Below are 22639 nucleotides of genomic sequence, written 5' to 3'. Positions count from 1 at the left end.
TTAAAATTTTTTATAGTCCATAGTTACTGTAAATTTTGTCAATAGCATTTATCATTTTTTCAATTCTGAACTCATCGGATTTTATTTTAGAGTTTTGAGAATAATGGAGATAGCAATAATTGTTCTGTGAGATAGAGAGAATCGCATCTGCAAATGCTTCGGGCGTGAGGTATTTTATTAAAAATCCTGTTTTTTTGTCGTCTACGAGTTCAGAAACACCACCTACATCTGAAGCAATTACAGGGATGCCATAAGCCATTGCTTCAAGTGCTGATTGTGGGAATGATTCTTCTTCCGACGGTAGCAGTAGAATATCAATTGAACTATAAATCTCATTTAAATTTGTTTGCCAGCCAAGAAATTCAACTCTGGTTTCCAGTTGTAAATTCTTAATTCTTAATTCTAAATTCTGTCTTTCCGGACCATCGCCATAAATTAAAAATTTTATTCTGTCATTTTGCTGGCAAACAATTTTTGCAATTTCAGGAATAAGATATACACCTTTTTCGTTATGAAGGCGGCCGATGTAAGCAACAGTAAAAGTGGTTGACGGTTGACGGTTAACGGTTGACGGAAAAACAATACCGTTATAAACAACAGTGGTTTTGTCAGTAGGAATATTTTCGCGTGTTATTAGGATATTTTTGGAAGCTAAAGAATTTGCAATTATTAGATTACAGAAGTTTGCTGTCCACTTATCAATCCAGATATGATAAAACTTTTTCCAGCCATCAATACTTCGCTGACTTGAAATTATTGTTGGTACACCGGTGATTTTTCCTGCGAGTCGTCCTAAAATATTAGCACGATAAAGATGGGTATGGATAATTTGTGGTTTGTTTTTTTTTAGATATTTTACAAGCGAAAAAAAATTGAATTTTAATACAGAAATATTAAGTTTTTCAATTTCTTCTGTAATAGCTCCTCGTTCTTTCAGATACCCAACAGTAAAATTGTATTTATCTTGAAGGTTTTTTAAAACCGCCAACAAAAATTTTTCAGTTCCACCGATATTTAAACTCGTAATGAGATGTAAGATCTTAATTTTATCCATAGTATATGAATTGTATATGCTGCAAAAATTATAATATAAGGGTCAATGGGAACTCTATATCTTAAAACAATTGCAAAAGGAAGATGAACCAGAGTATATATAATAAATAATACAATAAATAGCGATGTATTTTTAAAATGTTTAATTGATAAAATTATACCAATAAAACACAATGGGATATAAATTCCTGATGTTAGCATAGCAACTATTTTCTGCCATTTATACGCCATCATAGGATATAAACGCCAGAAGTGAATCAGGCGCCTTTTAAGGACCCATCTGAATTTTTTTGGATTATCCTTTATCCATTTTATTGCCTTCTGCTTGAATATTTTTTCCGATTCCATTCGTGGCAGTACAAGTATTTTCTGATATTCCTCCGGTACATATGTTTCGGTCATTGGTTGGTCGCACTCACCCGCAGTTTCCAGTATCATTGCAGTATCGTTGTTGGACCCTGCCAGACTTTGGTATGCAGGTGAAATAAGAATGAAATGTTTGTAACGGATGTAGTTTCTGAATGTCCACGGTGAAATCGTAAGTAGAGTCATCATTCCTGCAATAAATGCAGGTTTTATTTTTTTTGTCCTGAAAACAAGCCAGAAGCACGAAAAGAAAAAAAACGGCAGTATTGTAGATTTTGTAAGTGAGGTTATTCCCCAGAGAAAACCGGTTATAAGCGAATTTTTGAAATCCGGTTTCTCTGCAAGATTCAACAAAACAAACAGCGAAACGGCAATTAAAAACGTATAAAAAGTTTCCGAAAGCAAATCACCGGTATATGCTATCAAGTAAGGATAAAAGCAGACAAGCACTGCAGATATTCTGCCTGTTGACTCGGCGAAAATTTTTTTCCCTGTTAGATATACGAAGACAACTGTCAAACTGCCAAGTACTGCATTTATTATTCTGACTAAAGCGACCGATTCGCCGAACAAAAAAAATACAACCCCCAGGAATGTTGCATAACCTGGCGGTCTCCAAGTATCAGCGAATCCATTGCCTGCTGCTATACTTCGTGCGATGGCCATCCAGTCATATGAATCCGGAGATAGGTTCTGCTGCGACAGAAGTAAAACATAAACAGTTCTTATAATGAGAGCTAACAGGGATACTGATAAAACAAAAGAGTGTTTTTTAGTAAATGAATTTTTGTATGACATTTCTTATGCTTGAAAGATTGAAAGAAAAAACTGATGAATATTCGCCGTGGCATTTTGCAAAGCAGTAGCATTCGTCTGCCGGTTTGTCAAGATGTTTGAAGTCATCCACGCTGTCTTTGCCGTACCATGCACAGTTTCTTATGATGCCGGAAGGTTCCATCTGGCAGTAAAGGAGTCCAGCGTAACATCTGTTTCGTTTAAAATTTTTGGTGCCGTAATTAAGGCAATATCTCAAAAAATGTGCAGAAGTCATTATGCGTCTGTTTTTTGCTTGTTCTATCTGTCGTATTAGATATTTTATGTTTTCTTTGAGTGCAGCAGTTTTTTTACCATCGGTTACAGTGGCATTATCCTCTTTTCCGGTTGATGGTTCAAATACCGGTTGGAATCCGCAGAATATGCCGTATTCTTCAGCTAGGTCAATTATGAATTTTATTTCGTCAAGATTATCGTGAAGGACTACGCAGTCAAAGGACACCGTTTTTATCCCTTTTGGTTTTATTATTTGCAGAGTATTTATCACCCTGTCAAATGTTCCTCTACCGCGGATTGTGTCATTTTTTTCTTTTGACCCCTCAATGCTTAGCATTAGAAAATCAAGATGCTTGCCATCCACTTCTGAAATCTTTTCCGTCAATGTGCCGTTAGTGACAACCGAAGTCAAAAAGCCACATTTGTTTTTTGCATAACGGAGCAGTTCTGGTAAGTCGTTTCGTAGAAACGGCTCTCCGCCGGAGAACCCCCATGCGAGTGTCCCCATTTTTTTGAGCATTAGCATCTTATTTTTTATTTCATCGGTCGCTAGTTCCGGCAGATTTTCTGGTAATATACAGAACCGGCATTTCAGATTGCAGCGGTAAGTAATGAAATGTGTGACTCTTAAAGGCGTAGTTTTTCCGAAGGATAGTCTAAACCGTGCAAAAGCGCTTTTTATTATACATTTCAGTTTCATTATTTAGATTCCAGCATATCAAACAACATTCCGAACAGGAACAACTGTCCGCCAGTTATCAGAAGCAGCGCTGTTAGCACTGCGGTCGCACCCGTCAGAACCGCTCCCTGGATTTTTGCGATTATGATGTAAGAACCGGTCAATAAACCCATAAACAGAAGCACCATACCGGTGATGTACATAAAAATCAATGGATGGAAATCACCAATTAGATATCTTTTGTATAACCGATAGAAAAAGTTTCTCAATAACATTGGGGATACGCGTAAAGCATATGGGAGCCCTTTTATTTGAGATTGTCTTACGCCTTCAAGATAGATTGCTCGTCGGGAAACGTCCATAACCCGAAACTTATGCACATTCAACCGCACGAGAAAATCCATCGGGTAGCCGTATTTTTTCCATGCCTTATCCCAATCAATTGTATGAAGTGCTTTTTTGCTGATTGCTGTAAAGCCATCAACAACATCAAAAATTTTATAATAACCCGATGCAATTTTTGTAAGCAATGAAATAATTGTATTCCCAATGACCCGTGTTATTGGCATATCTGAAAGTTTTTCCCCGCTTTCAAGGAACCTGTTGCCTTTTGTATAGTCGGCAGTACCATCAATTAAAGGATCAAGTAGGTTCTTAATTTGGTCTAATGGCATCTGGTTGTCACCACCGCAAACCGCTACAATATCAAAATTTTCTTCAATTGCTTTTTTATAGCCAGTGATTATTGCAGCACCCGGTCCGATATTCTTTTCATGCTCAAATAATTCAACTCGTTTGTCGTGATATTTTTTGACAAGTTCAGATGTTTTATCAGTAGAACCGTCATTAATTACATAGATTTTATCTATATAATCAGGCACACTCTGTAGTGTTGGTAGTATCAGTTTTTCTTCATTTCTTGCAGGTATTACGAGTGCTATTTTGTATTCTTTATACATTTTTTTCTCCTATAAATTTATTATTTTACCCTGTTTAATTGAATTCTGAACTGCCTCTAAAATTTGCACAACAGGCAGAGCTTTTTTTGCTGATGTCAGTGGCTCTTTGTTCTCGCTGATGCAATCAGTGAAATGCGCCGCCTCAATTTCCAGCGGTTCCCTGAAATCTATTTTAGGAATGTGGATGTCGCCTGCACGGTGAATCAACTGAAACTGCCCGAATGTCTGGAAATCTTCAAATCTGTCTATACCTTTATCATAAATCTGAACCTTCATATCTAACGAGACATCGTCATAGATTACCATTTTTTTACTTCCAACAACGGTCATCTGTCTGATTTTGTGAGGGTCAAGCCATGAGACATGAATAAAGGCCGTAGGCACTTTTTCAAACTTTATATTTGCGGATACGACATCTTCAATACCATTCTGGATAAACGAGACTCCAAAACCGTGAACAGATTTCGCTTTCTGATTTAGCCAGTAATTGATTATAGAAACATCGTGCGGTGCAAGATTCCACCACACATTTACATCTTTTCTTACGATACCAAGATTTAATCGTTGAGAATAGACATAATAGATTTCACCTAATTCACCGGAATCAATAATTTCTTTTATTTTTCTAACCGCTGCGTTATAAAGGAATGTAAAACCCACCATCAGAATTATTTTTTTCTTTTCTGCCATTTCGGTTAATTCTTCTGCATCTATAAGTTGTGTTGTAAATGGTTTTTCAACCAGAACATTTTTTCCACATTCTAAAGATTTTTTTGTTAATTCATAATGTGAAATAGCAGAAGTTGAAATTACAATCCCGTTTATATTACTGTCAGTTAGTATTCTTTGAAAATCATTTGTACAAGTTATATCAGGATAAACTTTGTTGAGTTTGGTTAACAGTTTTTCGTCAATGTCACATATCGTTTTTAGCACACCAAGTTTATAGAAATTTCTCACCAGATTTTTACCCCAGTAACCGCATCCAACAATAGCAATATTTTTCATAACAAATCCTCAATTATTGATAATATTTTTGCCACAGAAAAAACGAAATCAAACAGGTTAATTTTCGGGTATTATCTTTTTTATATTCTAAATGTTCTTTTTGGAGTTGCTTGATATAGTTGAAATTGAACATATCTCTGTTTTTTTTCTCTGCTTCTGAAAAAATACTATCAACAAAACCTTTCAGTTCTTTTTGCAACCAAAACGATGTTGGCATAGCGAGTCCCTTTTTTGGCATTTTTGCAATTTTTGATGGTAAATATTCTTTCAATGCTTTTCGTAAAATATATTTTGTTGTAAGACCATGTAATTTTAAGTTAAGCGAAATTTTTTCTGATAGTTGTATCATTTCCATATCAAGAAATGGCACACGGCATTCCTGCGAGTTCATCATTGTTGCCATATCTGCTACATGAAGTGTGCAGTCGGGATGAAAGACCTTTAAGTCAAGATATAGCAACCTATTAATTACTTCTTCGGTTGTAACATTTTCAAGATGTTGTTTATAGACATCAAATGGATTGTATTGGAATATATTATACAAAAGTTTTTGTCGTTCGTCATCAGCAAAAATTTCTTTATACCTTAGATGTGCCTTTTCAGATGGTAAATCAGCACCGGCTACAAATAATTTTGCTTTTTGGTCAAACGGCAATCGCTCATATGAAGCCGGTAGTTTATTGGTAACAAATTTTATAAATTTTTTGATAGGTTTCGGTAATTTTTTATAGAATAAGGCAATCTTTGATGCAGTTAATGTCGGATAGCCACCAAAAAGTTCATCACCACCTGCACCTGAAAGAACAACCGTGATATCTTTTTTTGATTGTTTAGACAGGTAATAAAAAGCGATATGTGTCCAATCGCCGTGTGGTTCTGCAAGATGTTTTATCATTTCAGGTAAAAACTCTTCAACCTGATTTGGTTTTAATATACAATCATAATGTTCGGTGTTATATTTTTTTGCAACCAGTTTTGCTTCTTCAAGTTCGTTATAACTTTTTCCATTTTCATAACCAATAGTATATGTTTTCGTCAAATATTTAAGTTTTGACATCATTGCTACAATTGAAGTTGAATCCAGACCGCTTGACAAAAATACTCCCAATGGAACTTCACTTTGGAGATGTCTTTTTACTGAATTTAGCAGTGTATTTTTTATTTGGGATATAACTTCTTGTATATTATTTTGCTCTGGTATGAATTTAAAATCCCAGTATTGTTTTATTTCTATTTTTCCATTTTTTAATATTATATAATGTCCGGGATAAAGTCGCCTTATATATTTAAAAATTGTCCATGGTGCAGATATATAATAAAAAGAAAAATAGTTTATTAATGCTTGATTATCTATTTCTTTAGAGATTGTTTTCTCTGCCAGAATCGATTTGATTTCCGAAGCAAAATATAAACAACCGTTAAAAATAGAATAAAAAAGAGGTTTTATGCCTATCCGGTCTCTTGCTATAAATAATTCTTCTTTTTTTTTATCCCAGATTGCAAATACAAACATCCCGTTTAATTTTTTTACGCAGTTGACACCTGAATCCTCGTACAGATGTACTATAACTTCCGTATCAGATTTTGTATAGAATTGATGTCCTTTTTTTTGCAGGTCTTCACGAAGTTCCAAGTAATTATAGATTTCACCGTTATAAACAATCACAATATCACCGGTTTCATTGAATATCGGCTGATGTCCGCCTTGCAAGTCAATTATTTTAAGCCGCTTAATACCAAGTCCAACATACCTATCAAGGAAAACTCCTTCATCGTCAGTCCCACAGTGTGTCATTAAATCCAGTGGCACTTTTATTTCATTTTGTTCAACCGGATTTTTTTTCTCAAAGTTTACAATTCCGTATATCCCGCGCATAAGATATTAGCATAGAAATTTTCTTATGTTTTCTATGATATAGTCCTGTTTTTTTAGGCTCATTGACGGATAGATAGGAAGCAGTAATGTATCTTTATTGCATAATTCAGTAACAGGGAGTTTTTTTTCTCCAATTTTTTTCTGATAGTATGGCTCTAAATGTGCTGCTAATATCTTACGTGTAGCAATCCCTTTCTTTTGTAATTCTTTCATTAATTCGTCTCTTGCTTTTGGAGAGTTTTGTTTTATTCGGATTATATAAGACTGATAAATATGTTTAACATTTTCTGGAATATATGGTGTAATTATATACTCTATTTTGTTTAAAGATTCATTATATCTCCTTGCTAGTTCTATTCTTCTATCTATTAAATGTCTTATTTTTTTCATCTGTTGGATTCCTATTGCTGCTTGAATATCAGTCATTCTGTAATTAAATCCAGCAATATTATATTTGCCAGAAGTTGATATCCCATGTGACCTAAGCGATATTAGTTTTTCATATATATCTTTGTTATTGGTTGTGATCATTCCTCCTTCACCGGTTGTGATTATTTTTCGCGGATGGAAGCTAAAACATGTCAATTCACTTATTGAACCTATTTTCATTCCATGGTATTCTGTTCCAAGAGCACATGCTGCGTCTTCGATTATATGTAGATTATATTTTTTCGCTATTTTAGAGATGTGTTCCATTTCTGCAGGCAGACCAATTTGATGCACAGGCATAATTGCTTTTGTTTTTTTTGTTATAGTCTTTTCGATTTTGGTGTGATCAATGTTATAAGTATTTAAATCAATATCTACAAAAACGGGTGTCGCTTTTGCATTAACAACACTATTTACAGTTGCAATAAAGGTAAAAGATGGCACGATAACTTCATCCCAGTCATTTATCCCCAATGATAATAATGATATATGCAATGCTGATGTACAGGAGTTAACTGCTAAAGCATATTTTGCACCTACAAATTCTTTGATCATCTGCTCAAAATGTTCAACCAATTTTCCTTGAGATATCCATTTAGACCTAATGACGTTTACTACTGCACTTTCTTCTTTTCGTGATAAATCCGGAATTGATATTGGTATCTTTTCTCTTATCATTTTCTTTTCCGTAAAAGTTTAGCAGGAACCCCTGCAACTATTGAATAAGACGACACATCTTTTGTTACAACACTACCAGCACCTACAACACTGCCTTTGCCAATTTTGACTCCTGGCAGGATAATGGATCCGGTTCCAATGTCACAGTTGTCTTCCAGTATGGTCTCCTCGTAAATTTGTTCCCGTGTAATGATTGGACGTGATATGTCTTTATCAATTACATGTTGAAGGGTAATAATCTTTACAAACGGGCCAATACCAACAAAATTTCCTATTATTAACCCTCCACCACTATGTAGAAATGAGCTTTGTCCTATCCATGTATTACTACCTATTTTCATCAGGTTTTTATAATATCCTTTTAAGAAAACATTGTGTCCTATATAAACATTATTACCAATCTCAATGTTTTCCGGATGAAATACTAAGACGCCTCTTTCAAAAACAACATTTTTCCCAATTTTCTTAAAATCTTTTTTACTGAATTTTCCAGATCCGTGACTTTTATAGATTTTCATTTTGTTGTCCTTTGCCGCAGCCCTGCCACAGAAAGAATAAATGGCATGCATTGAATTGCCCGAATGAACCATTTTGGATTTTTTGTTACAATAAACCCCCAAAGTTCAATAATTTTTGCCAGTCGTGTGTAAAACTTTCTCGATGCTAATGAACACAATTCATCAACTCTTTCTTTAGAAAGTGAGCAGACATTATTGCTACCATATTTTTGTTCTATTTCCGAACCCTCCAAAACAGTCAGTGCAAAAAAACCCGAAATATGAGGATTGACGGAAATCGTATAATCAATACTTTGCTTTATTGTTTCTTCGGTATCACCGGGCAATCCGAAAATCATTTCCAGCTGGATAAGTATTCCCAGTTTTTTGGCTATTCTAATCGTTTCTGCGGCTGCTTCGGGTTGTTGAGGATCTCTGTTAATATTTTTAAGAATTTCAGGGACAGCAGATTGCAATCCCAATATCATATGGTCACAACCTGCTTGTTTCATTATTTCCATTGTTTCCTGTTTGCGACCCTCAAAACTAAAAGGATTGATTGCGCAACACCAATGAAAATCATATTTTTTCTTTATCAATAGATTACAGAACTCAAAAAGCCATTTTATATTTAACCCAAAATTTTCGTCAAGAAAATATACATATTTTAATTTATGTTTTTTAAGGATTTCATTTATCTCTTTCACTATATTTTCGGGACTTCTTAACCGTACCTTTCTTTTCCAGAAAACATGGGATGTACAAAATGAACAGTTATACGGACATCCGCGTGATGTTATTATACTGGTAAAAGGTGTGCGCATTGTAAATTTATGAAAATCATAATATTTGTTAAACTGAGTTTTTTTCCTGTCGGGGAATGGCAGTATGTCCAGGTCTCTGATCAATTCTCTGGGTTCATTATTGATAATCTTGCCGTTCTTACAATAAGAGATTCCTTTTATTTCATTCAAATGTTTTTTTCCTTTAAGATATTCGACAATTTCACATATTGTAACTTCTCCCTCACCATTACATACAATATCACAACCTGCATCAAAGAACGCTTTGTTATTCAGCGTTCCCGGTCCACCAACGACAATCGGAATTTTTAAGGTATTCTTTATCTCCCGTATATATTCGCAAATGATACTTTTTAAGGTGGAATCAGAATAAAATCCTATAAAGCCGTATTTTTCGGCATTTAATTTGTTTTTTAAATCTGCAATTGAGAAATTATCCACCGATTGGTCCATGAAATCCGTCGCAATACCGTAATTTTCCAAAGAGGAACTAACATACAATAAACCAAGAGGTTGATACCTTTGAAGGCCGTATTCAGATTCTGCTACATTCCAATAAAATTTATGCTGTTGTTTTAGTAAAATTAATAATACTTTCATTTCCATATCTTATTTGCTAAAAGTGTAACCGATAAAACTTTTTGTAGCTGAATACAGTGATTTCGCCTGTTTTAAATTTAATCTTGAAAGATAAGACAGTATTGTTTTTGGTTTAAGGTAAAATTCTCTTAATAGATTTTTTTGCATTTTTATTAGGTATTCTTTTGTCAAACCTGTAGGAACAAAAACAGGTTCCAGATTGGCATCCAGTTTTTTCCAATCATCATTGAAAGTTCCATATTGTTTTGCTGTCTGAAAAATTTTTGACCCTGGATATGGTGTAAAAAAAGTAATCTTAATATCATCCAAATCCAGTTCTTGGATAAGTTTTTGTGTTGCTTTAATTGTTTCTTCTGTTTCTTTTGGATTCCCAAGCATAAAGTAACCCAATGTTTTGATTTTCGCCTCTTTTGTTAACCATATCGCTCTTCTGATTTGTTCCAATGTAATATTTTTGTTTAGTATGTCTAGTATTTCCTGCGAACCGCTTTCAATCCCATATGCAATTTGCCAGCATCCAGACATCTTAATCATTTTCAATATGTCAGGATAGACCATATCAACCCTTGCAAGACATGACCATGTTATGTCAATTTTCTGTTCTTGTATCATCTTACATACTTTTACTATTTTTGACCGGAACAGTAAGAAATTATCATCCATTATCCGTATATCCCGAATAGCATATTTTTCTTGAAGATACTTGATCATATCAAGTATGTATTCAGCACTGTATCCTCGTATAATTTCACCGAACCCGCTTCTATCGCAAAAAGTACACTTCCCAGTACATCCACGTGTGGTTATTATTGAAGTTGACGGCAGTCTTTTGTAACTGGCAACAGCGGGACGATATTTTTTCATATCTGATAAAAGGTTCCATGCTGGTAAAGGCAGTTCAGATAAATTTTTAACAAATTCTCTTTTGTTGGTAATAGTTAATGTTCCATTTTTTCTAAATATTATACCATTTATTTTATCAAGCGGATGCTTTTCGTCAAGGGTTTTTATCAGTTCAATTATTGTTATCTCACCTTCCCCTATGACTCCGATATCAAATGACGAAAACTTGTTCATAGTTTCTTTTGGCAGTGCTGTTAGATGCGGTCCGCCAATGATGGTGACAATTTTGCTGTCAGCCGCCTTTATCAGCTGTGCAAGTTTTGCAGCGTTATGGATAGATATGGTTACTGCCGTTATTCCAACATATTTAGGTGACTTTGTTTTTATAATATTTACTATTTGTTCGTAATTCAATCCGAATACAGGCGCATCCAAGATTTCAGTATCTATATTATGTTTTAGACATACAGCTACTAAATTACATAAACCATGGGGTGGCTCCAGACTACCAGCATTTGCCAATTTACCATATCTTTCTTCAAGTGTTAATGGAGGATTGATGAATATTATATCAGGCATAATTTTTTTTCTCAAAAGGAATCCAACTTATCTCATTTTTAGATTTTTTGTTTAAAATGTGCTCAGCTGTTATAATTCCCATTTCCATTGCTACATCCATGTCAACATATTTAAATAAACCTTGTCTACCACTTATTAGCAGATTATCAAAATTTTCAATATATTTTGTTATTTTATCCATTCTTACTTCATAATCTATGTTATAAATTGGATAACCATTTCTTACTTTAAGAATATCATATTTTAGCACGTCAGCTCTGTTTATAAAACCCTCTTCCTCCAGTTCTTTAATTACTTTTTGACAAAGAAACTCTTTATCGGCATTCCATATATTATCACCAACATCACAAGTAATTTCCGCCATTAATCCTGTTTTACCTTCTTTGACTGCATTTGTTGCACCGCAATTTTTGATATCTGAAAGACGATTGAAGATTTTATTTGTAAAATATATCCATTCTGCATCAAAGACTTTTGGTTTATTAATTAATAAACATACAACAACAATTGCCCTGTAATGCGTCTCATTAGCTATAGATATTATTTCATGGTTAACAGGAGGGTTAAACATAGATAATAAATCGGTTATTGGGATAGTAGATACGAAGTAATCACTTTTTAACTCTATAATACCTTTGTTTGATTTATAGGTTACAGATTTTATTTTATTATTTTCCCAATTTACCGCGATTATTTTTGAATTTAGATATATATTTCCGTTATGTTCAAAAATTTTCTTGGCCATTCGTTTTGGAATAGACCCAGCTCCGTCTTTTGGGTAAAAAAAATCTATTACAAGTGGAGAATATTTATGTTCTTTACCTGTTAGTTTTTTTGTGCCAGTTAAGAAAGATTTTATAGCAACTGTGATAAGACTTGTATGGGGAATTCTATGCTGTGCAAACAAGGAAGACATCTGAGAGGGTTTAAGCCCCCATACCTTTTGAGTATAAGGTCCAAAGTAAATGTTATATAATGTTCGCCCAAATCTACTTACAAGCCAATCTTCAGTTGAATTTATTTTACTTTTGATAAAACTATTTTTTATATTAACAAATAGATAATCAAACAAACATTTTGCAGCGAGTAAAGGATTTAATTTGAAGATAATATCCGTTGCTTCTAAAGGGTATTTGTAATATTTACCCTGGAATTTGATTCTGACATTTTTTTTCAGCTCAACAAAATTATTATCAGCTAATTTTTTAAGTTGAGATAATACTTCAGGCGTATTAGAATGATATGCATGAGGACCATAATCAAATGTGTTGCCATCAATTTTTACGCTGGCTGCGAGACCGCCAACATAAAGTTTTTCTTCCAGGATTTCAATATCAATACCGTTTTCTGCTAATTTCAACGCACAACTTAGTCCTGTTATACCTGCACCTAATATTAGTACTTTCATATATTTTTTTCAGATAGGTCTATTTTCTTATACCATTCAATAGATTGAGATAATCCCTCATCAAGTTCAACCTTTGGATAAAAGCCTAAAATCTCCTCAGATTTCTTTATATTTGGGACGCGCAGATCAATATCTATATTGGGATGAGGAATAAATTTTATTTTTGATTTTGAATTTGTTAACTTTATAATTTTTTCTGCCAGTCCCAAAATAGTAATAGTTCCTCTAGGATTTCCAATATTGAAAACTTCTCCAATAGTTTTTTTACTTTGCAAACATAAAATTATTCCATCAATCATATCGGCTATATAACACCAGGCTCTAATTTGATTTCCATCGCCAGTGATCGAAATTTCCTTATTTTTTATAGCAAGAGGAACAAATATCTGAACCGCACCTTCACCAACCTGACCAGGACCGTAAATGTTAAATGGTCTTAAGGATACTATGGGTAATTTATATTGCTTATAGTAAGCAAAACAGAGATGTTCGGCGGCAAGTTTACTTACAGAATATGTCCATCGCGACATTTTCACTTCACCTTGTGTTGTTGGCTCATTTTCTTTCGCCCTGAATATGAAAGGACCATAAACCTCGCTTGTTGAGAAATTTATAAATTTTTCAAGTTTTAAATCCTTTACCGATTCCAGAATATTATATGTACCAATCATATTTACTTCCATTGTTTTTAATGGATAACGAAAATAATCTGAAACACCTGCCATTGCTGCTAAATGAATTACAATATTAGGGTTGTGTTCAAGCATATTTTTTTTAAGAAAAGGTTTGTCTAAAATATCTCCATTTATGATTGTAATGTTCGGATGTGATAGTAACTTTGTATATTTGAGTGCATTTCGTCTACCATTGTCATAAATTATTAACTTGTTATAATTAACAAGTTTTTGACATAATGAACTGCCAATAAATCCCAACCCACCTGTAATGAAAATCTTCTTACCTTTTATGGGCATACTTTCTCCTTTTTTGTTCTTTCTAGTATTAATATTGTAGGACAGGGAAATTTCCAATCTACAGGAAATGAATCTTTTTTCTTAAATGAAAATATTAAAAACTGCGGTGCTGATTCAAAACGTTTGATTTCAATATATTTACCAGAAGAAAAAATTTCCTCAATAAAGACTTTAGCATCCGGTCCCGCGGGTAGGTTGTCCAGATACTCAAATTCGGAAGTAACTATGTAGTCAGGTTTTTCCATATTCAGTTTAACGGGATTATATTCCAGATTAACGATTTTGTAATCGGGTTTATTGTATTCAGGATTATCGGAGTATCTGCTCAAAGCGAAATATTTCATATTTATAACAGGTGGAGAATAATAATATGGCTTTCTAATTACCCCAATTTTACTTCCCCGTGAAATGTTATTTTTTATCCACAACGAAGCGATATCCTGTGTTGACAGTTTTATCATCATATTTGTATATGATAAAGTATATATTGAGGTTATAGATATGGATAAAAGTATTATAATGTTAACAACATATTTTTTAATAGAATCTTTCAGATAAAAAATAAACCTGGCAGCCAGTAATATTAAAAAAGGCAAATATTCATTTTGATACCTTGCAATCTTAAATCCGGCCTGTGCCTGAATATAATAGTATAATAGTATCCAGACCAAAAGCAACAGATCGGCTTTTTCTCTTTTTAACAAGGCGAATACAACGCCCCCGATTGCAAGTACCAAAATAAATGGACCTATAGTATGATAAAGAAGGTTTATTATAGGATAAAACCAGTTAATTTTCAGACTCCCAACACCTTTTGTTGCAGCATTAAAGAATACAGACATGTTATACTTAAATGTTGGCAAATCCAAGACGGAATAGGGCACTCCCATTATGAAAAAGACTACGGTCATTAGGAAAAATAAAAAAATGTTTTTATTTATAATTTTGTCCCGTCTTAATAAATGTGCAAGCAATACTATCAATCCGAAAGGAAGGGCGGTGTATTTTGAACCGATTGCCAACCCTAAAGAGATACCTGCCAGTATGTACCATTTTTGCTTACCGGTGTGGATAATGGATAAACTGAAAAACATCGTAAGTGTAAGCCAGAATGTTACGGCTACTCCCGGTTCCATGTAATGTGAGCAGACAACATTCAGAGGAACGATGCTAAGGAATGCCCCTGCTAGAAGTCCTACTCTTTCAGAGTAAAATTTTTTTCCAATAAGATAAACAAAATAAACCGTCAACACTCCCATAGCAGATACCAAAAGTCTACCTACTAGATATATTTTTGCATATTCCTCAGGATGGTAGAGATAAAACTGTTTAGATTGACTTAAAGTAAGCAGTCCCAGCAAAGAAGCCATTTTTGTAAAAAAACCAACAAGAAAATAAAAAAATGTGGGATTGGCCATTGGTACAGGTGGTGTAAAATTGAACCGACATGGATTAATCGTTTCCAGTGTATGAATGACATTGTATTCATCCGGATAGTATGAATAAAAATGTTCTTTATTAGGCAGCCCCCATTTTATACCATATAATCGCAGAAATAGTCCGATTAATAGGATAATAATTATCAAATATCTTTTCATATTAATTTTTTATAAATAAGTATTGTGGGATTAACCATACGAAATTCAGGTGGAAAGAAGCCACCAATTGGTATAATCCCAAATAATTTAGGTTTTTTTTCAAATTTTTTTATAAGTGTATATCTATCGCTTTGCATTATTTCTTCTAAAAACGGCATCAATTCCGGATGAGGATATTTATCTTTTAGTTTAAGAATTGGGTAGTATTCATAATCTGCCAGAACTACATAGTCAGGATTTATTTTTTCCAATTTTTTTATATCCCATTCGGTTTGAAAAATTTTATATTTTTTTATATTAGCATAAAACGGTTCCGTTTCTTTATACCAGTAATTTGTCATTACTATTGATGGATTCCAGAAATATACATCAGGAACTGCAATTTTTTTACCTTCCGGAATATTTTTTTCTATCCATTCTGATGATTCATCTCTGACATCTTTTTCAGTCATCATTTTCATATAAGCAACAGAATAAAATAATGTAGCGATGGAGATGCAAGCAACAATCAGCAGTATTAAGATTTTTAATTTTTTGCTAATATTTTCTAAAACAACAAAAATAGATTTTGCTGATAAAAGGCATAAAACAGGAATATATGGAAGTTGCCATCTCATTGATTGCCAGGGAGAAGAAAGTGCTATGAACAAATAAAATATAATCATCCAGACTATAATGACAATATCTATTTTTTCTTTTCTAATGAATGCAAATATAAAACCAAATAGAAACAAAATAGCAAGTGGTATTCCAAAACTGTATTTTGGAGCAGTGGTTAGATAATATAAAAACATTGGTTGTGGCCCGAAGGAGTCCAGTGGATTTAGAACCGAGTTTACAGTTACATTAATCTGTGATGAGTATTTCAATGTTTCATAAAAACATCTGGGTTCCAGAACACTGTAGGGATTACCCAGTATAAAACCTGCGGGCACGAAGAGCAGGTAAAGAAACAATTTTTTGTTGAAGAATTTGTTCGACGACAGATAATGAGCTATTACCGGAATAAGAGTCAGGGGTATTATGCTATATTTTGTTGCTCCGGTTAAACCCACAAGCAAACCGGTAAATAAATATATTTTGTTGCTCCCATTTTTTAGAATATAGAAGCACAACAGAAAAACAAGACATACTTCAAATGTTAATAACGCATCCGTTCCGATATAATGTGACCATATAGCATGTATTGGAGTAATTGCAAGTAAAAAAGCCGATAGAAGCCCAATTCTGTAATCGTTATAAAAAATCTTTGCCATAAAGAAAAGCAAAATTACTGTTAATATCCCGAAAAAGATAGACAGGCTTCTTCCTGTAACATATAATTTCACAAGTTCTCTTGGATTTGCTTTATAGTAGTCAAACGAAGAAGAAATTTTTACAAGTTTGAACACAGAGGCAATTTTTATCCATACAGCCATCAGATACGGCTGAAATGTTCCTTTTGTTTGAACAGTGACCGTGCTTAATCTAAAATCAAGTTTTTTAGGATTTATTCCTTGATATGCTTTTAATACTTCCGATTCATCGGGATGGTATGCCGCTGCATGAAAATATTTAGAAGTCATAAGTCCCCACCGAATACCAATTATTCTTAGGGACGCACTCAGTATCACTATAATGATTAGTAATAAAAATTCCTTTTTCATCACCAGAAATTTAGAAATCCCTTTTCGATTTTAAGACAATTTAAATTTTCTAAATCCGATCCAGCACATTTTTAGCAATAGCCAACCGTGCAAGAATCTTCTTATTTTTATCTCACCATATTTTCTCTCTTTATATCTTACTGGCATTTCAACGATTTTTAAGTTGAGTTTTGCAGCACCGAAAAGTAGGTCAAAATCGCCAAACGGGTCGAATTCACCAAAAAATTTCCTACCTGCTTTTATCCGAAGATAATCATTTCTAAATAGCGCTTTAGTGCCACAGAGTGTATCTTTTATTCTTTGTTCCAAAATCCAAGTAAAAATTAAAGAAAACATTTTATTGCCTAATTTATTCAATATCCTCATTGCTTCTTTTTCCATTGGATATACAAGTCGTGTGCCGGAAATAAATTCTCCTTTACCTTCTGATAGTGCAAGATAAAATTTTGTAAGGTCTTCAGGTGGGACAGTTAAGTCAGCGTCGAGTATCATAAGGATATCGCATATGGCAGCATCAAAGCCCTTCCAAACAGCATCTGCTTTACCAAATACACCACCTTGAAATATTAGTTTTATGTTCTTATCATTATGTTTTTTAATCATTTCTCGGATTTTTTCAACTGTTCCATCTGTTGAATTTCCGTCAATAAATATTATTTCAGTTGATTTTCCAATACTTCTAATCCGCTCTATGGCTGGTTCAATATTTCCAGCTTCGTTTCTACAAGGAATTATTACAGAAACAGAATAATCTTTTTTTTGAACTTCTTGTTTGATTTCTTTTGCTATTACAAATCCGACAAGACAAAATTTCTTTATTATCGGTAGTTTTGCAGTGTATTTATTGATGATATTGGAAATGATAGGAATGTATATTGGGAAGAGAAATCTGTAACCTTTTTTTATAACTTCATAGTGATTTAGATATAAAAGATTTTCAATATCTTCTATTGATAACCAATTTTGATATGGTTGTTTCATTTTCAATCCTATTTTTTCTGCAAAAAATATTATTGGTTCCCAGAAATGATTGTAATATGTGATTATTACTCTTGTTTGCGAGGTGGTAACCTTTTTTAAGTTTCTGAATGCTAACCATACATCAGAAAGATGTCCAATAAGGTCTTGCAAGATTAGGTAGTCAAACTTCTTATCAATAGTTAGATTCTCGATATCGTCTACATAAAATTCTAAGTATGAATATTTTTCTTTTGCAATTTTTATCATTTGTTCACTTATGTCTATACCAGTACCATTTTTAGGTTTGAGATTTGCAAGTAAATCACCTGTGCCACAACCGATTTCTAATACTGAACTATTCTCTGGAATAATAAACGAGAAGAATCTTTCCAATTCTTTATGATAGTACCAGTTTCTTTTTCGCCAGTAGTTCCTTGTTTTTGCTGATTGATTAAAATACGAAATTATTTCGCTTTTTTCCATATTTCTTCTCTATACCGGTCGATAGTTTTTTTAAGTCCTGCTTTAAATGAAGTTTTTGGTTTAAACCCAAACTTTTTTTCTGCCTTTGATGTATCAAGGTATCTTCTTGGTTGACCGTCGGGCTTTGTGCTATCCCAGATAATTTTACCTTTAAAGCCTGTAAGTTTTACGATAAGTCCAACTAATTCCTTTATAGATATTTCAAATCCTGCACCGATGTTTATTGGCTCTGGTTTGTTGTATTTTTCTGTAGCTAATACAATTGCTTCTGCACAATCTTCAACATATAAAAATTCTCGCGTGGCTTTTCCTGTTCCCCAGACAATAATTTCATCTTTGCTATCTTTTATTGCATCAAAGCATTTTTTAATCAGTGCTGGTATCACATGTGATGATTTAGGGTCAAAATTATCACCCGGACCGTAGAGGTTTACTGGCATAAGGAAAATTGCATTAAAACCGTATTGTTGACGATATGCCTGTGCTTGAACTAAAAGCATTTTCTTTGCTAAGCCATATGGTGCATTTGTTTCCTCAGGATAACCATTCCATAAGTTTTCTTCTTTAAAAGGCACCGGGCTAAATTTTGGATAGCAGCAGATAGTTCCCAGGGCAACGAATTTTTCAATACCGACCTGTCTGCCTATTTCCATAAGTTGTGCACCCATCATTAAATTGTTATAAAAAAACTCCCCAGGTCTTTCTCTATTAGCACCAATTCCGCCGACGACTGCTGCTAAATGAATTACAATATCCGGTTTTGAATTCTGATATAATCGCTTTACTGCTTCAATTTCTACAAGATTGTAATCTTTGCTTCTCGGAACAAAAACATTTTTACAACCATGCTCTCTTAGTTTCTCTACTACATAGGAACCTAAGAATCCCGCACCACCAGTAACCGTAATTTTTTTATTAGATAAATTCATAATAAATTCTATACCACAACTCTAATATCAAAAGTGCCCAGAGACGGTAGCCATGGTCACGATAACCGTTTATATACTCTTTAAACAATTGCTCTAATGCTTCTTTATTGAAACATTCCCGTTTTATTGCTTTCTCTGATTCATCTTGACTTTTTTAACTCTTTATACAATCGTTCTGCGATCAATTTATGTCCTTTAGCAGAAAAATGTACCACATCATAATAGACGGTATCTTTCTCATTATCAAAGACATCAATCATATTAATAAAGTTTACTTTATTTTCAGATGTTACTGCTTTTACCTGTGCAAGTGCTGATTTATACATTTCCACCATTACTTCTAAGTAATTACCGTGTACAATTTTCTGTTCCTCCGCAGAGAGATATTTTTTAGTACCAAGAAATGGCTGTGGTGAAGCGATAACTAATTTTACATTTTTTGATTTACAAATTTTAGCAATCAAATCAAGATTCTTTCTGTAAAAATCAATCACAGGGGAATTGGGTTCATATGTTTCTTCTTTTTTCCTTATTTTTTTTAGATTGGTATCTAATATTCCAACAAATCTACTTTTTTGTGCCAGAAATTGAATCCCACGACTTAAACCCAGTATAAAATATCTTTTCAATGGTGTCTGTCCACAGGAACGTTCAATCATATCAAACAGGTAAGGATATCCAGGTCGGCGGTCGTATACAACAGAATGATGCAGATCATTCAACCCATCAAATACTATTATCATATCTGGAGTATAATCAAGGATTTGCATTTCTATAAGAATCATTTCTTGCGCAGAAAGATATGAACTTCTACCAGCATTGATCACTTCAAATTTTCTATCTTTAGAGGTTAGATTTAACATATTCTCAAGCACAGCGCAAAAAGTTTCATTGTCGGCAACCTGTATACCTAAAACTGCCGAACCGCCTACTGTAAAAATCCTATAGACACCTTTAGGTTTTTGGGGATTAAATTCTTCTCCTCTGAATCCCAGCGAATTTATATTTATCAATTCTGAATGAAAGTTTCGCTCTATCTCAAACATTATATACGGTGCAAGTTTGTAAAAATTTGGCATGCAGACAGATTGAGTAGAAACATGAGTCCTATCTTTCTTTGATAAAAACAGTATTGCTTGTGTAATTAATTCTATAACAATAAGAAATAACAAAACCGATAAAACAGAAAAAATAATTTTTTTTGCCGTGCTCATTTTTTTATTTTTTAACTATAAAATTTTCTAAGACAAGCATATCCAGTTCGCTTCTTGTAAAGGTACTGTAAGCGTTTTCGGGAGTATTAACAATTGGTTCACCTTTTAAGTTAAAAGAAGTATTCAAAAGTAGTGGTATTTCTGTTTTTTTGTAGAAGTTTTCTATAAGTTTATAGTACCGTGGATTAGTATCTCTAAAAACAGTTTGAATTCTGGCGGTGCCATCAATATGTGTAATAGCAGGTATTTTTGGGATTTTGTCTTTTTTCACATTTGTGGTTAAAAGCATAAACCGTGCAGGATAATTTTCAATTGTTTGAGGCAGTTCAAAAAAGTCTTCTGAGTATTCTACGAGCACTGACGGTGCGAATGGTCTGTATGGCTCTCTGAATTTAATCTTGGTATTGATGATATCTTTCATATCCTCTCGTCTTGGGTCGGCTAAGATACTTCTGTTGCCAAGTGCTCGGGGACCCCATTCAAATCTGTCATGGAACCAACCGATAACTTTGCCATCAATAATAGCATTAGTGACTTTTTCAATAAGTTCGTTTTCATTCTGAATAAATTTATATTTTATTTTTAATGAATCCAGAAAGTTTTTAATATATTGATTAGAATATCTTTTTCCCCAACAGGCATGATTCATTACAAAATCCCGTTTGTTCCCGAGAATACTATTCCATAAATACAATGCAGCACCAACCGCCCCACCACTATCACCTGTTGCAGGCTGAATAAAAATTTGCTTAAACGGTGTTTCTCTTAAAATTCTAGCGTTTGCCACACAATTCAGTGCCACTCCTCCACCAATACAGAGTTTGTCAAGATGTGTTTTTTTGTATAAATAGTTTGCCATTTTAACCAAAATTTCTTCGGTTATATCCTGAATACTTGATGCGAGATCTGCATAGTACTGATTCTTTTCGCAAAGTTCGTCGTAATTTTCTGGTTTTTCACCGAAATAAGATGGATAACCAGATGACTTAGTAAAGAAGTGTAGTTTCGGCGGTCTTGGTGGACCAAATAGTTTTACAAATTTCTTACTATAACTTGTGGTAGATGAACGATGGTATGCGAAATAATCCATATCCAACGAAAACGAGCCGTCGTCGGCAATATCAACTATTTTATAGATTTTATCAACATAATTTGGTTTACCGTAAGGTGCCATACCCATAACTTTATATTCACCTTCGTTGACTTCAAATCCCAAAAAGGCGGTAAATGTACTGTAAAGCAATCCAACCGAAAAAGGAAATACCATTTCTTCCAAAAGTGTAATTTTGGTATTAGAACCGTGGCCGACGCTAGTAGTTGCCCATTCGCCGACGCCATCTACTGTAAGAATTGCTGATTCTTTGAATGGGCTGATTAAAAACGCACCTGATGCATGTGATAAATGATGGTCTAAAAACAAAACTCTGTCTTCAGCAATGTTAAACTTCTCTAAAAGCAATCCCTTAATCCACAACTTGTCCAGCAACCAGGTTCTGATTGCGTCCGTGAACACCCGTTGTGAGTGAGGAAATTCCTTCAGAATAGTTAAAAGTATTCGCTGAAACTTGACAAACGGCTTCTCATAAAATACAACGTAATCCAACTTATCAGGTGTGATGTTTGCAGTCTCAAGACAGAATTGAATAGCCGATTTCGGGAAATTATAATCGTGCTTTTTTCTGGAGAACCGTTCCTCTTCAGCAGCAGCAATCAGTTGGCCGTCGCATATAATAGCCGCTGCTGCATCATGAAAATAACAAGAAACACCTAAAATATACATATCAATATTGTCGTTTCGCCTGTTCTAAATCCAGTTTCTTTATTTTCTTGGACTGCCAGCCAGCATTGGTATTTTTAATATTAAATATAGTTGGGAAAATTTTTGCCAATATAGCAAAAAATGAAACAACAAACCAGTAAAACAAAGTCAGGACTATTTTTGCTTGAAAATTAACAGAGCGGTTAACCAATAACTTCCAATTCTTACGCAAATTTTTGATGTTCATA

General features: G+C 33.7%; 19 protein-coding genes. All 19 read right to left on the bottom strand.

The window, feature by feature from the left end; genetic code table 11:
• Positions 1 to 10: 10 nt before the first annotated feature.
• Positions 11 to 1054 (bottom strand): glycosyltransferase, encoded by a 1044-nt coding sequence (locus tag AB1349_04550; GenBank protein MEW6556609.1) that lies wholly within the window; start codon positions 1052 to 1054, stop codon positions 11 to 13.
• Positions 1015 to 2217 carry a glycosyltransferase family 39 protein gene (locus tag AB1349_04545; protein ID MEW6556608.1) on the bottom strand — a complete coding sequence of 401 codons (1203 nt, stop codon included), beginning with the start codon at positions 2215 to 2217 and terminating at the stop codon, positions 1015 to 1017. Before AB1349_04545 ends, AB1349_04550 begins: the two co-directional genes overlap by 40 nt.
• Positions 2192 to 3169, bottom strand: coding sequence for a radical SAM protein (locus AB1349_04540; protein ID MEW6556607.1), 978 nt, complete (start codon positions 3167 to 3169; stop codon positions 2192 to 2194). Before AB1349_04540 ends, AB1349_04545 begins: the two co-directional genes overlap by 26 nt.
• Positions 3169 to 4107 carry a glycosyltransferase family 2 protein gene (locus AB1349_04535; GenBank protein MEW6556606.1) on the bottom strand — a complete coding sequence of 313 codons (939 nt, stop codon included), beginning with the start codon at positions 4105 to 4107 and terminating at the stop codon, positions 3169 to 3171. The genes AB1349_04540 and AB1349_04535 overlap by 1 nt, the downstream gene beginning before the upstream one ends.
• A 9-nt stretch (positions 4108 to 4116) precedes the next feature.
• The gene (locus AB1349_04530) at positions 4117 to 5115 is read right to left on the bottom strand and encodes a Gfo/Idh/MocA family oxidoreductase (protein MEW6556605.1); all 999 of its coding nucleotides are present in this window, start codon (positions 5113 to 5115) and stop codon (positions 4117 to 4119) included.
• A 13-nt stretch (positions 5116 to 5128) separates the two neighbouring features.
• On the bottom strand, positions 5129 to 6991 hold the full coding sequence (gene asnB, locus AB1349_04525; GenBank protein MEW6556604.1) for an asparagine synthase (glutamine-hydrolyzing): 1863 nt from the start codon (positions 6989 to 6991) through the stop codon (positions 5129 to 5131).
• Positions 6992 to 6997: 6 nt separating this feature from the next.
• Positions 6998 to 8098 carry a DegT/DnrJ/EryC1/StrS family aminotransferase gene (locus AB1349_04520; GenBank protein MEW6556603.1) on the bottom strand — a complete coding sequence of 367 codons (1101 nt, stop codon included), beginning with the start codon at positions 8096 to 8098 and terminating at the stop codon, positions 6998 to 7000.
• Complete coding sequence (locus tag AB1349_04515; protein ID MEW6556602.1) at positions 8095 to 8616, bottom strand: acyltransferase; 522 nt, start codon at positions 8614 to 8616, stop codon at positions 8095 to 8097. Before AB1349_04515 ends, AB1349_04520 begins: the two co-directional genes overlap by 4 nt.
• Positions 8613 to 10004 (bottom strand): radical SAM protein, encoded by a 1392-nt coding sequence (locus AB1349_04510; GenBank protein ID MEW6556601.1) that lies wholly within the window; start codon positions 10002 to 10004, stop codon positions 8613 to 8615. The genes AB1349_04515 and AB1349_04510 overlap by 4 nt, the downstream gene beginning before the upstream one ends.
• Positions 10005 to 10007: 3 nt before the next feature.
• Positions 10008 to 11420, bottom strand: a complete 1413-nt coding sequence (locus tag AB1349_04505) for a radical SAM protein (protein ID MEW6556600.1) — start codon at positions 11418 to 11420, stop codon at positions 10008 to 10010.
• Positions 11413 to 12828 (bottom strand): FAD-dependent oxidoreductase, encoded by a 1416-nt coding sequence (locus AB1349_04500; GenBank protein MEW6556599.1) that lies wholly within the window; start codon positions 12826 to 12828, stop codon positions 11413 to 11415. The genes AB1349_04505 and AB1349_04500 overlap by 8 nt, the downstream gene beginning before the upstream one ends.
• Positions 12825 to 13802, bottom strand: a complete 978-nt coding sequence (locus AB1349_04495) for an NAD-dependent epimerase/dehydratase family protein (protein MEW6556598.1) — start codon at positions 13800 to 13802, stop codon at positions 12825 to 12827. The genes AB1349_04500 and AB1349_04495 overlap by 4 nt, the downstream gene beginning before the upstream one ends.
• A complete protein-coding gene (locus AB1349_04490) occupies positions 13793 to 15163 on the bottom strand; it encodes a glycosyltransferase family 39 protein (protein ID MEW6556597.1) in 1371 nt (456 codons plus the stop codon). Before AB1349_04490 ends, AB1349_04495 begins: the two co-directional genes overlap by 10 nt.
• Before the next feature lie 233 nt (positions 15164 to 15396).
• Positions 15397 to 16965 (bottom strand): glycosyltransferase family 39 protein, encoded by a 1569-nt coding sequence (locus tag AB1349_04485; GenBank protein ID MEW6556596.1) that lies wholly within the window; start codon positions 16963 to 16965, stop codon positions 15397 to 15399.
• Positions 16966 to 17076: 111 nt separating this feature from the next.
• Entirely contained in the window at positions 17077 to 18489 is a 1413-nt protein-coding gene (locus AB1349_04480) for a glycosyltransferase (protein ID MEW6556595.1), read from the bottom strand.
• Complete coding sequence (locus AB1349_04475; protein ID MEW6556594.1) at positions 18471 to 19418, bottom strand: GDP-L-fucose synthase; 948 nt, start codon at positions 19416 to 19418, stop codon at positions 18471 to 18473. The genes AB1349_04480 and AB1349_04475 overlap by 19 nt, the downstream gene beginning before the upstream one ends.
• Positions 19419 to 19558: 140 nt before the next feature.
• The gene (locus AB1349_04470; protein MEW6556593.1) at positions 19559 to 20632 is read right to left on the bottom strand and encodes a hypothetical protein; all 1074 of its coding nucleotides are present in this window, start codon (positions 20630 to 20632) and stop codon (positions 19559 to 19561) included.
• Positions 20633 to 20636: 4 nt separating this feature from the next.
• Positions 20637 to 22412, bottom strand: coding sequence for a carbamoyltransferase (locus AB1349_04465; GenBank protein MEW6556592.1), 1776 nt, complete (start codon positions 22410 to 22412; stop codon positions 20637 to 20639).
• Position 22413: 1 nt separating this feature from the next.
• Positions 22414 to 22638, bottom strand: coding sequence for a hypothetical protein (locus AB1349_04460; protein MEW6556591.1), 225 nt, complete (start codon positions 22636 to 22638; stop codon positions 22414 to 22416).
• Position 22639 lies beyond the last annotated feature (1 nt).

This window comes from Elusimicrobiota bacterium, assembly GCA_040757695.1.
GTDB lineage: Bacteria > Elusimicrobiota > UBA8919 > UBA8919 > UBA8919 > JBFLWK01.
The sequence above is the reverse complement of the archived record's forward strand: the minus strand, read 5'-3'. Positions and strand labels throughout refer to the sequence as shown.

Excerpts from the sequence above, each read along its gene's own strand:
- AB1349_04550 (MEW6556609.1), bottom strand. The coding sequence starts at position 1,054 with ATGGATAAAATTAAGATCTTACATCTCATTACGAGTTTAAATATCGGT.
- AB1349_04545 (MEW6556608.1), bottom strand. The coding sequence starts at position 2,217 with ATGTCATACAAAAATTCATTTACTAAAAAACACTCTTTTGTTTTATCA.
- AB1349_04540 (MEW6556607.1), bottom strand. The coding sequence starts at position 3,169 with ATGAAACTGAAATGTATAATAAAAAGCGCTTTTGCACGGTTTAGACTA.
- AB1349_04535 (MEW6556606.1), bottom strand. The coding sequence starts at position 4,107 with ATGTATAAAGAATACAAAATAGCACTCGTAATACCTGCAAGAAATGAA.
- AB1349_04530 (MEW6556605.1), bottom strand. The coding sequence starts at position 5,115 with ATGAAAAATATTGCTATTGTTGGATGCGGTTACTGGGGTAAAAATCTG.
- asnB (MEW6556604.1), bottom strand. The coding sequence starts at position 6,991 with ATGCGCGGGATATACGGAATTGTAAACTTTGAGAAAAAAAATCCGGTT.
- AB1349_04520 (MEW6556603.1), bottom strand. The coding sequence starts at position 8,098 with ATGATAAGAGAAAAGATACCAATATCAATTCCGGATTTATCACGAAAA.
- AB1349_04515 (MEW6556602.1), bottom strand. The coding sequence starts at position 8,616 with ATGAAAATCTATAAAAGTCACGGATCTGGAAAATTCAGTAAAAAAGAT.
- AB1349_04510 (MEW6556601.1), bottom strand. The coding sequence starts at position 10,004 with ATGGAAATGAAAGTATTATTAATTTTACTAAAACAACAGCATAAATTT.
- AB1349_04505 (MEW6556600.1), bottom strand. The coding sequence starts at position 11,420 with ATGCCTGATATAATATTCATCAATCCTCCATTAACACTTGAAGAAAGA.
- AB1349_04500 (MEW6556599.1), bottom strand. The coding sequence starts at position 12,828 with ATGAAAGTACTAATATTAGGTGCAGGTATAACAGGACTAAGTTGTGCG.
- AB1349_04495 (MEW6556598.1), bottom strand. The coding sequence starts at position 13,802 with ATGCCCATAAAAGGTAAGAAGATTTTCATTACAGGTGGGTTGGGATTT.
- AB1349_04485 (MEW6556596.1), bottom strand. The coding sequence starts at position 16,965 with ATGACTTCTAAATATTTTCATGCAGCGGCATACCATCCCGATGAATCG.
- AB1349_04480 (MEW6556595.1), bottom strand. The coding sequence starts at position 18,489 with ATGGAAAAAAGCGAAATAATTTCGTATTTTAATCAATCAGCAAAAACA.
- AB1349_04475 (MEW6556594.1), bottom strand. The coding sequence starts at position 19,418 with ATGAATTTATCTAATAAAAAAATTACGGTTACTGGTGGTGCGGGATTC.
- AB1349_04470 (MEW6556593.1), bottom strand. The coding sequence starts at position 20,632 with ATGAGCACGGCAAAAAAAATTATTTTTTCTGTTTTATCGGTTTTGTTA.
- AB1349_04465 (MEW6556592.1), bottom strand. The coding sequence starts at position 22,412 with ATGTATATTTTAGGTGTTTCTTGTTATTTTCATGATGCAGCAGCGGCT.
- AB1349_04460 (MEW6556591.1), bottom strand. The coding sequence starts at position 22,638 with ATGAACATCAAAAATTTGCGTAAGAATTGGAAGTTATTGGTTAACCGC.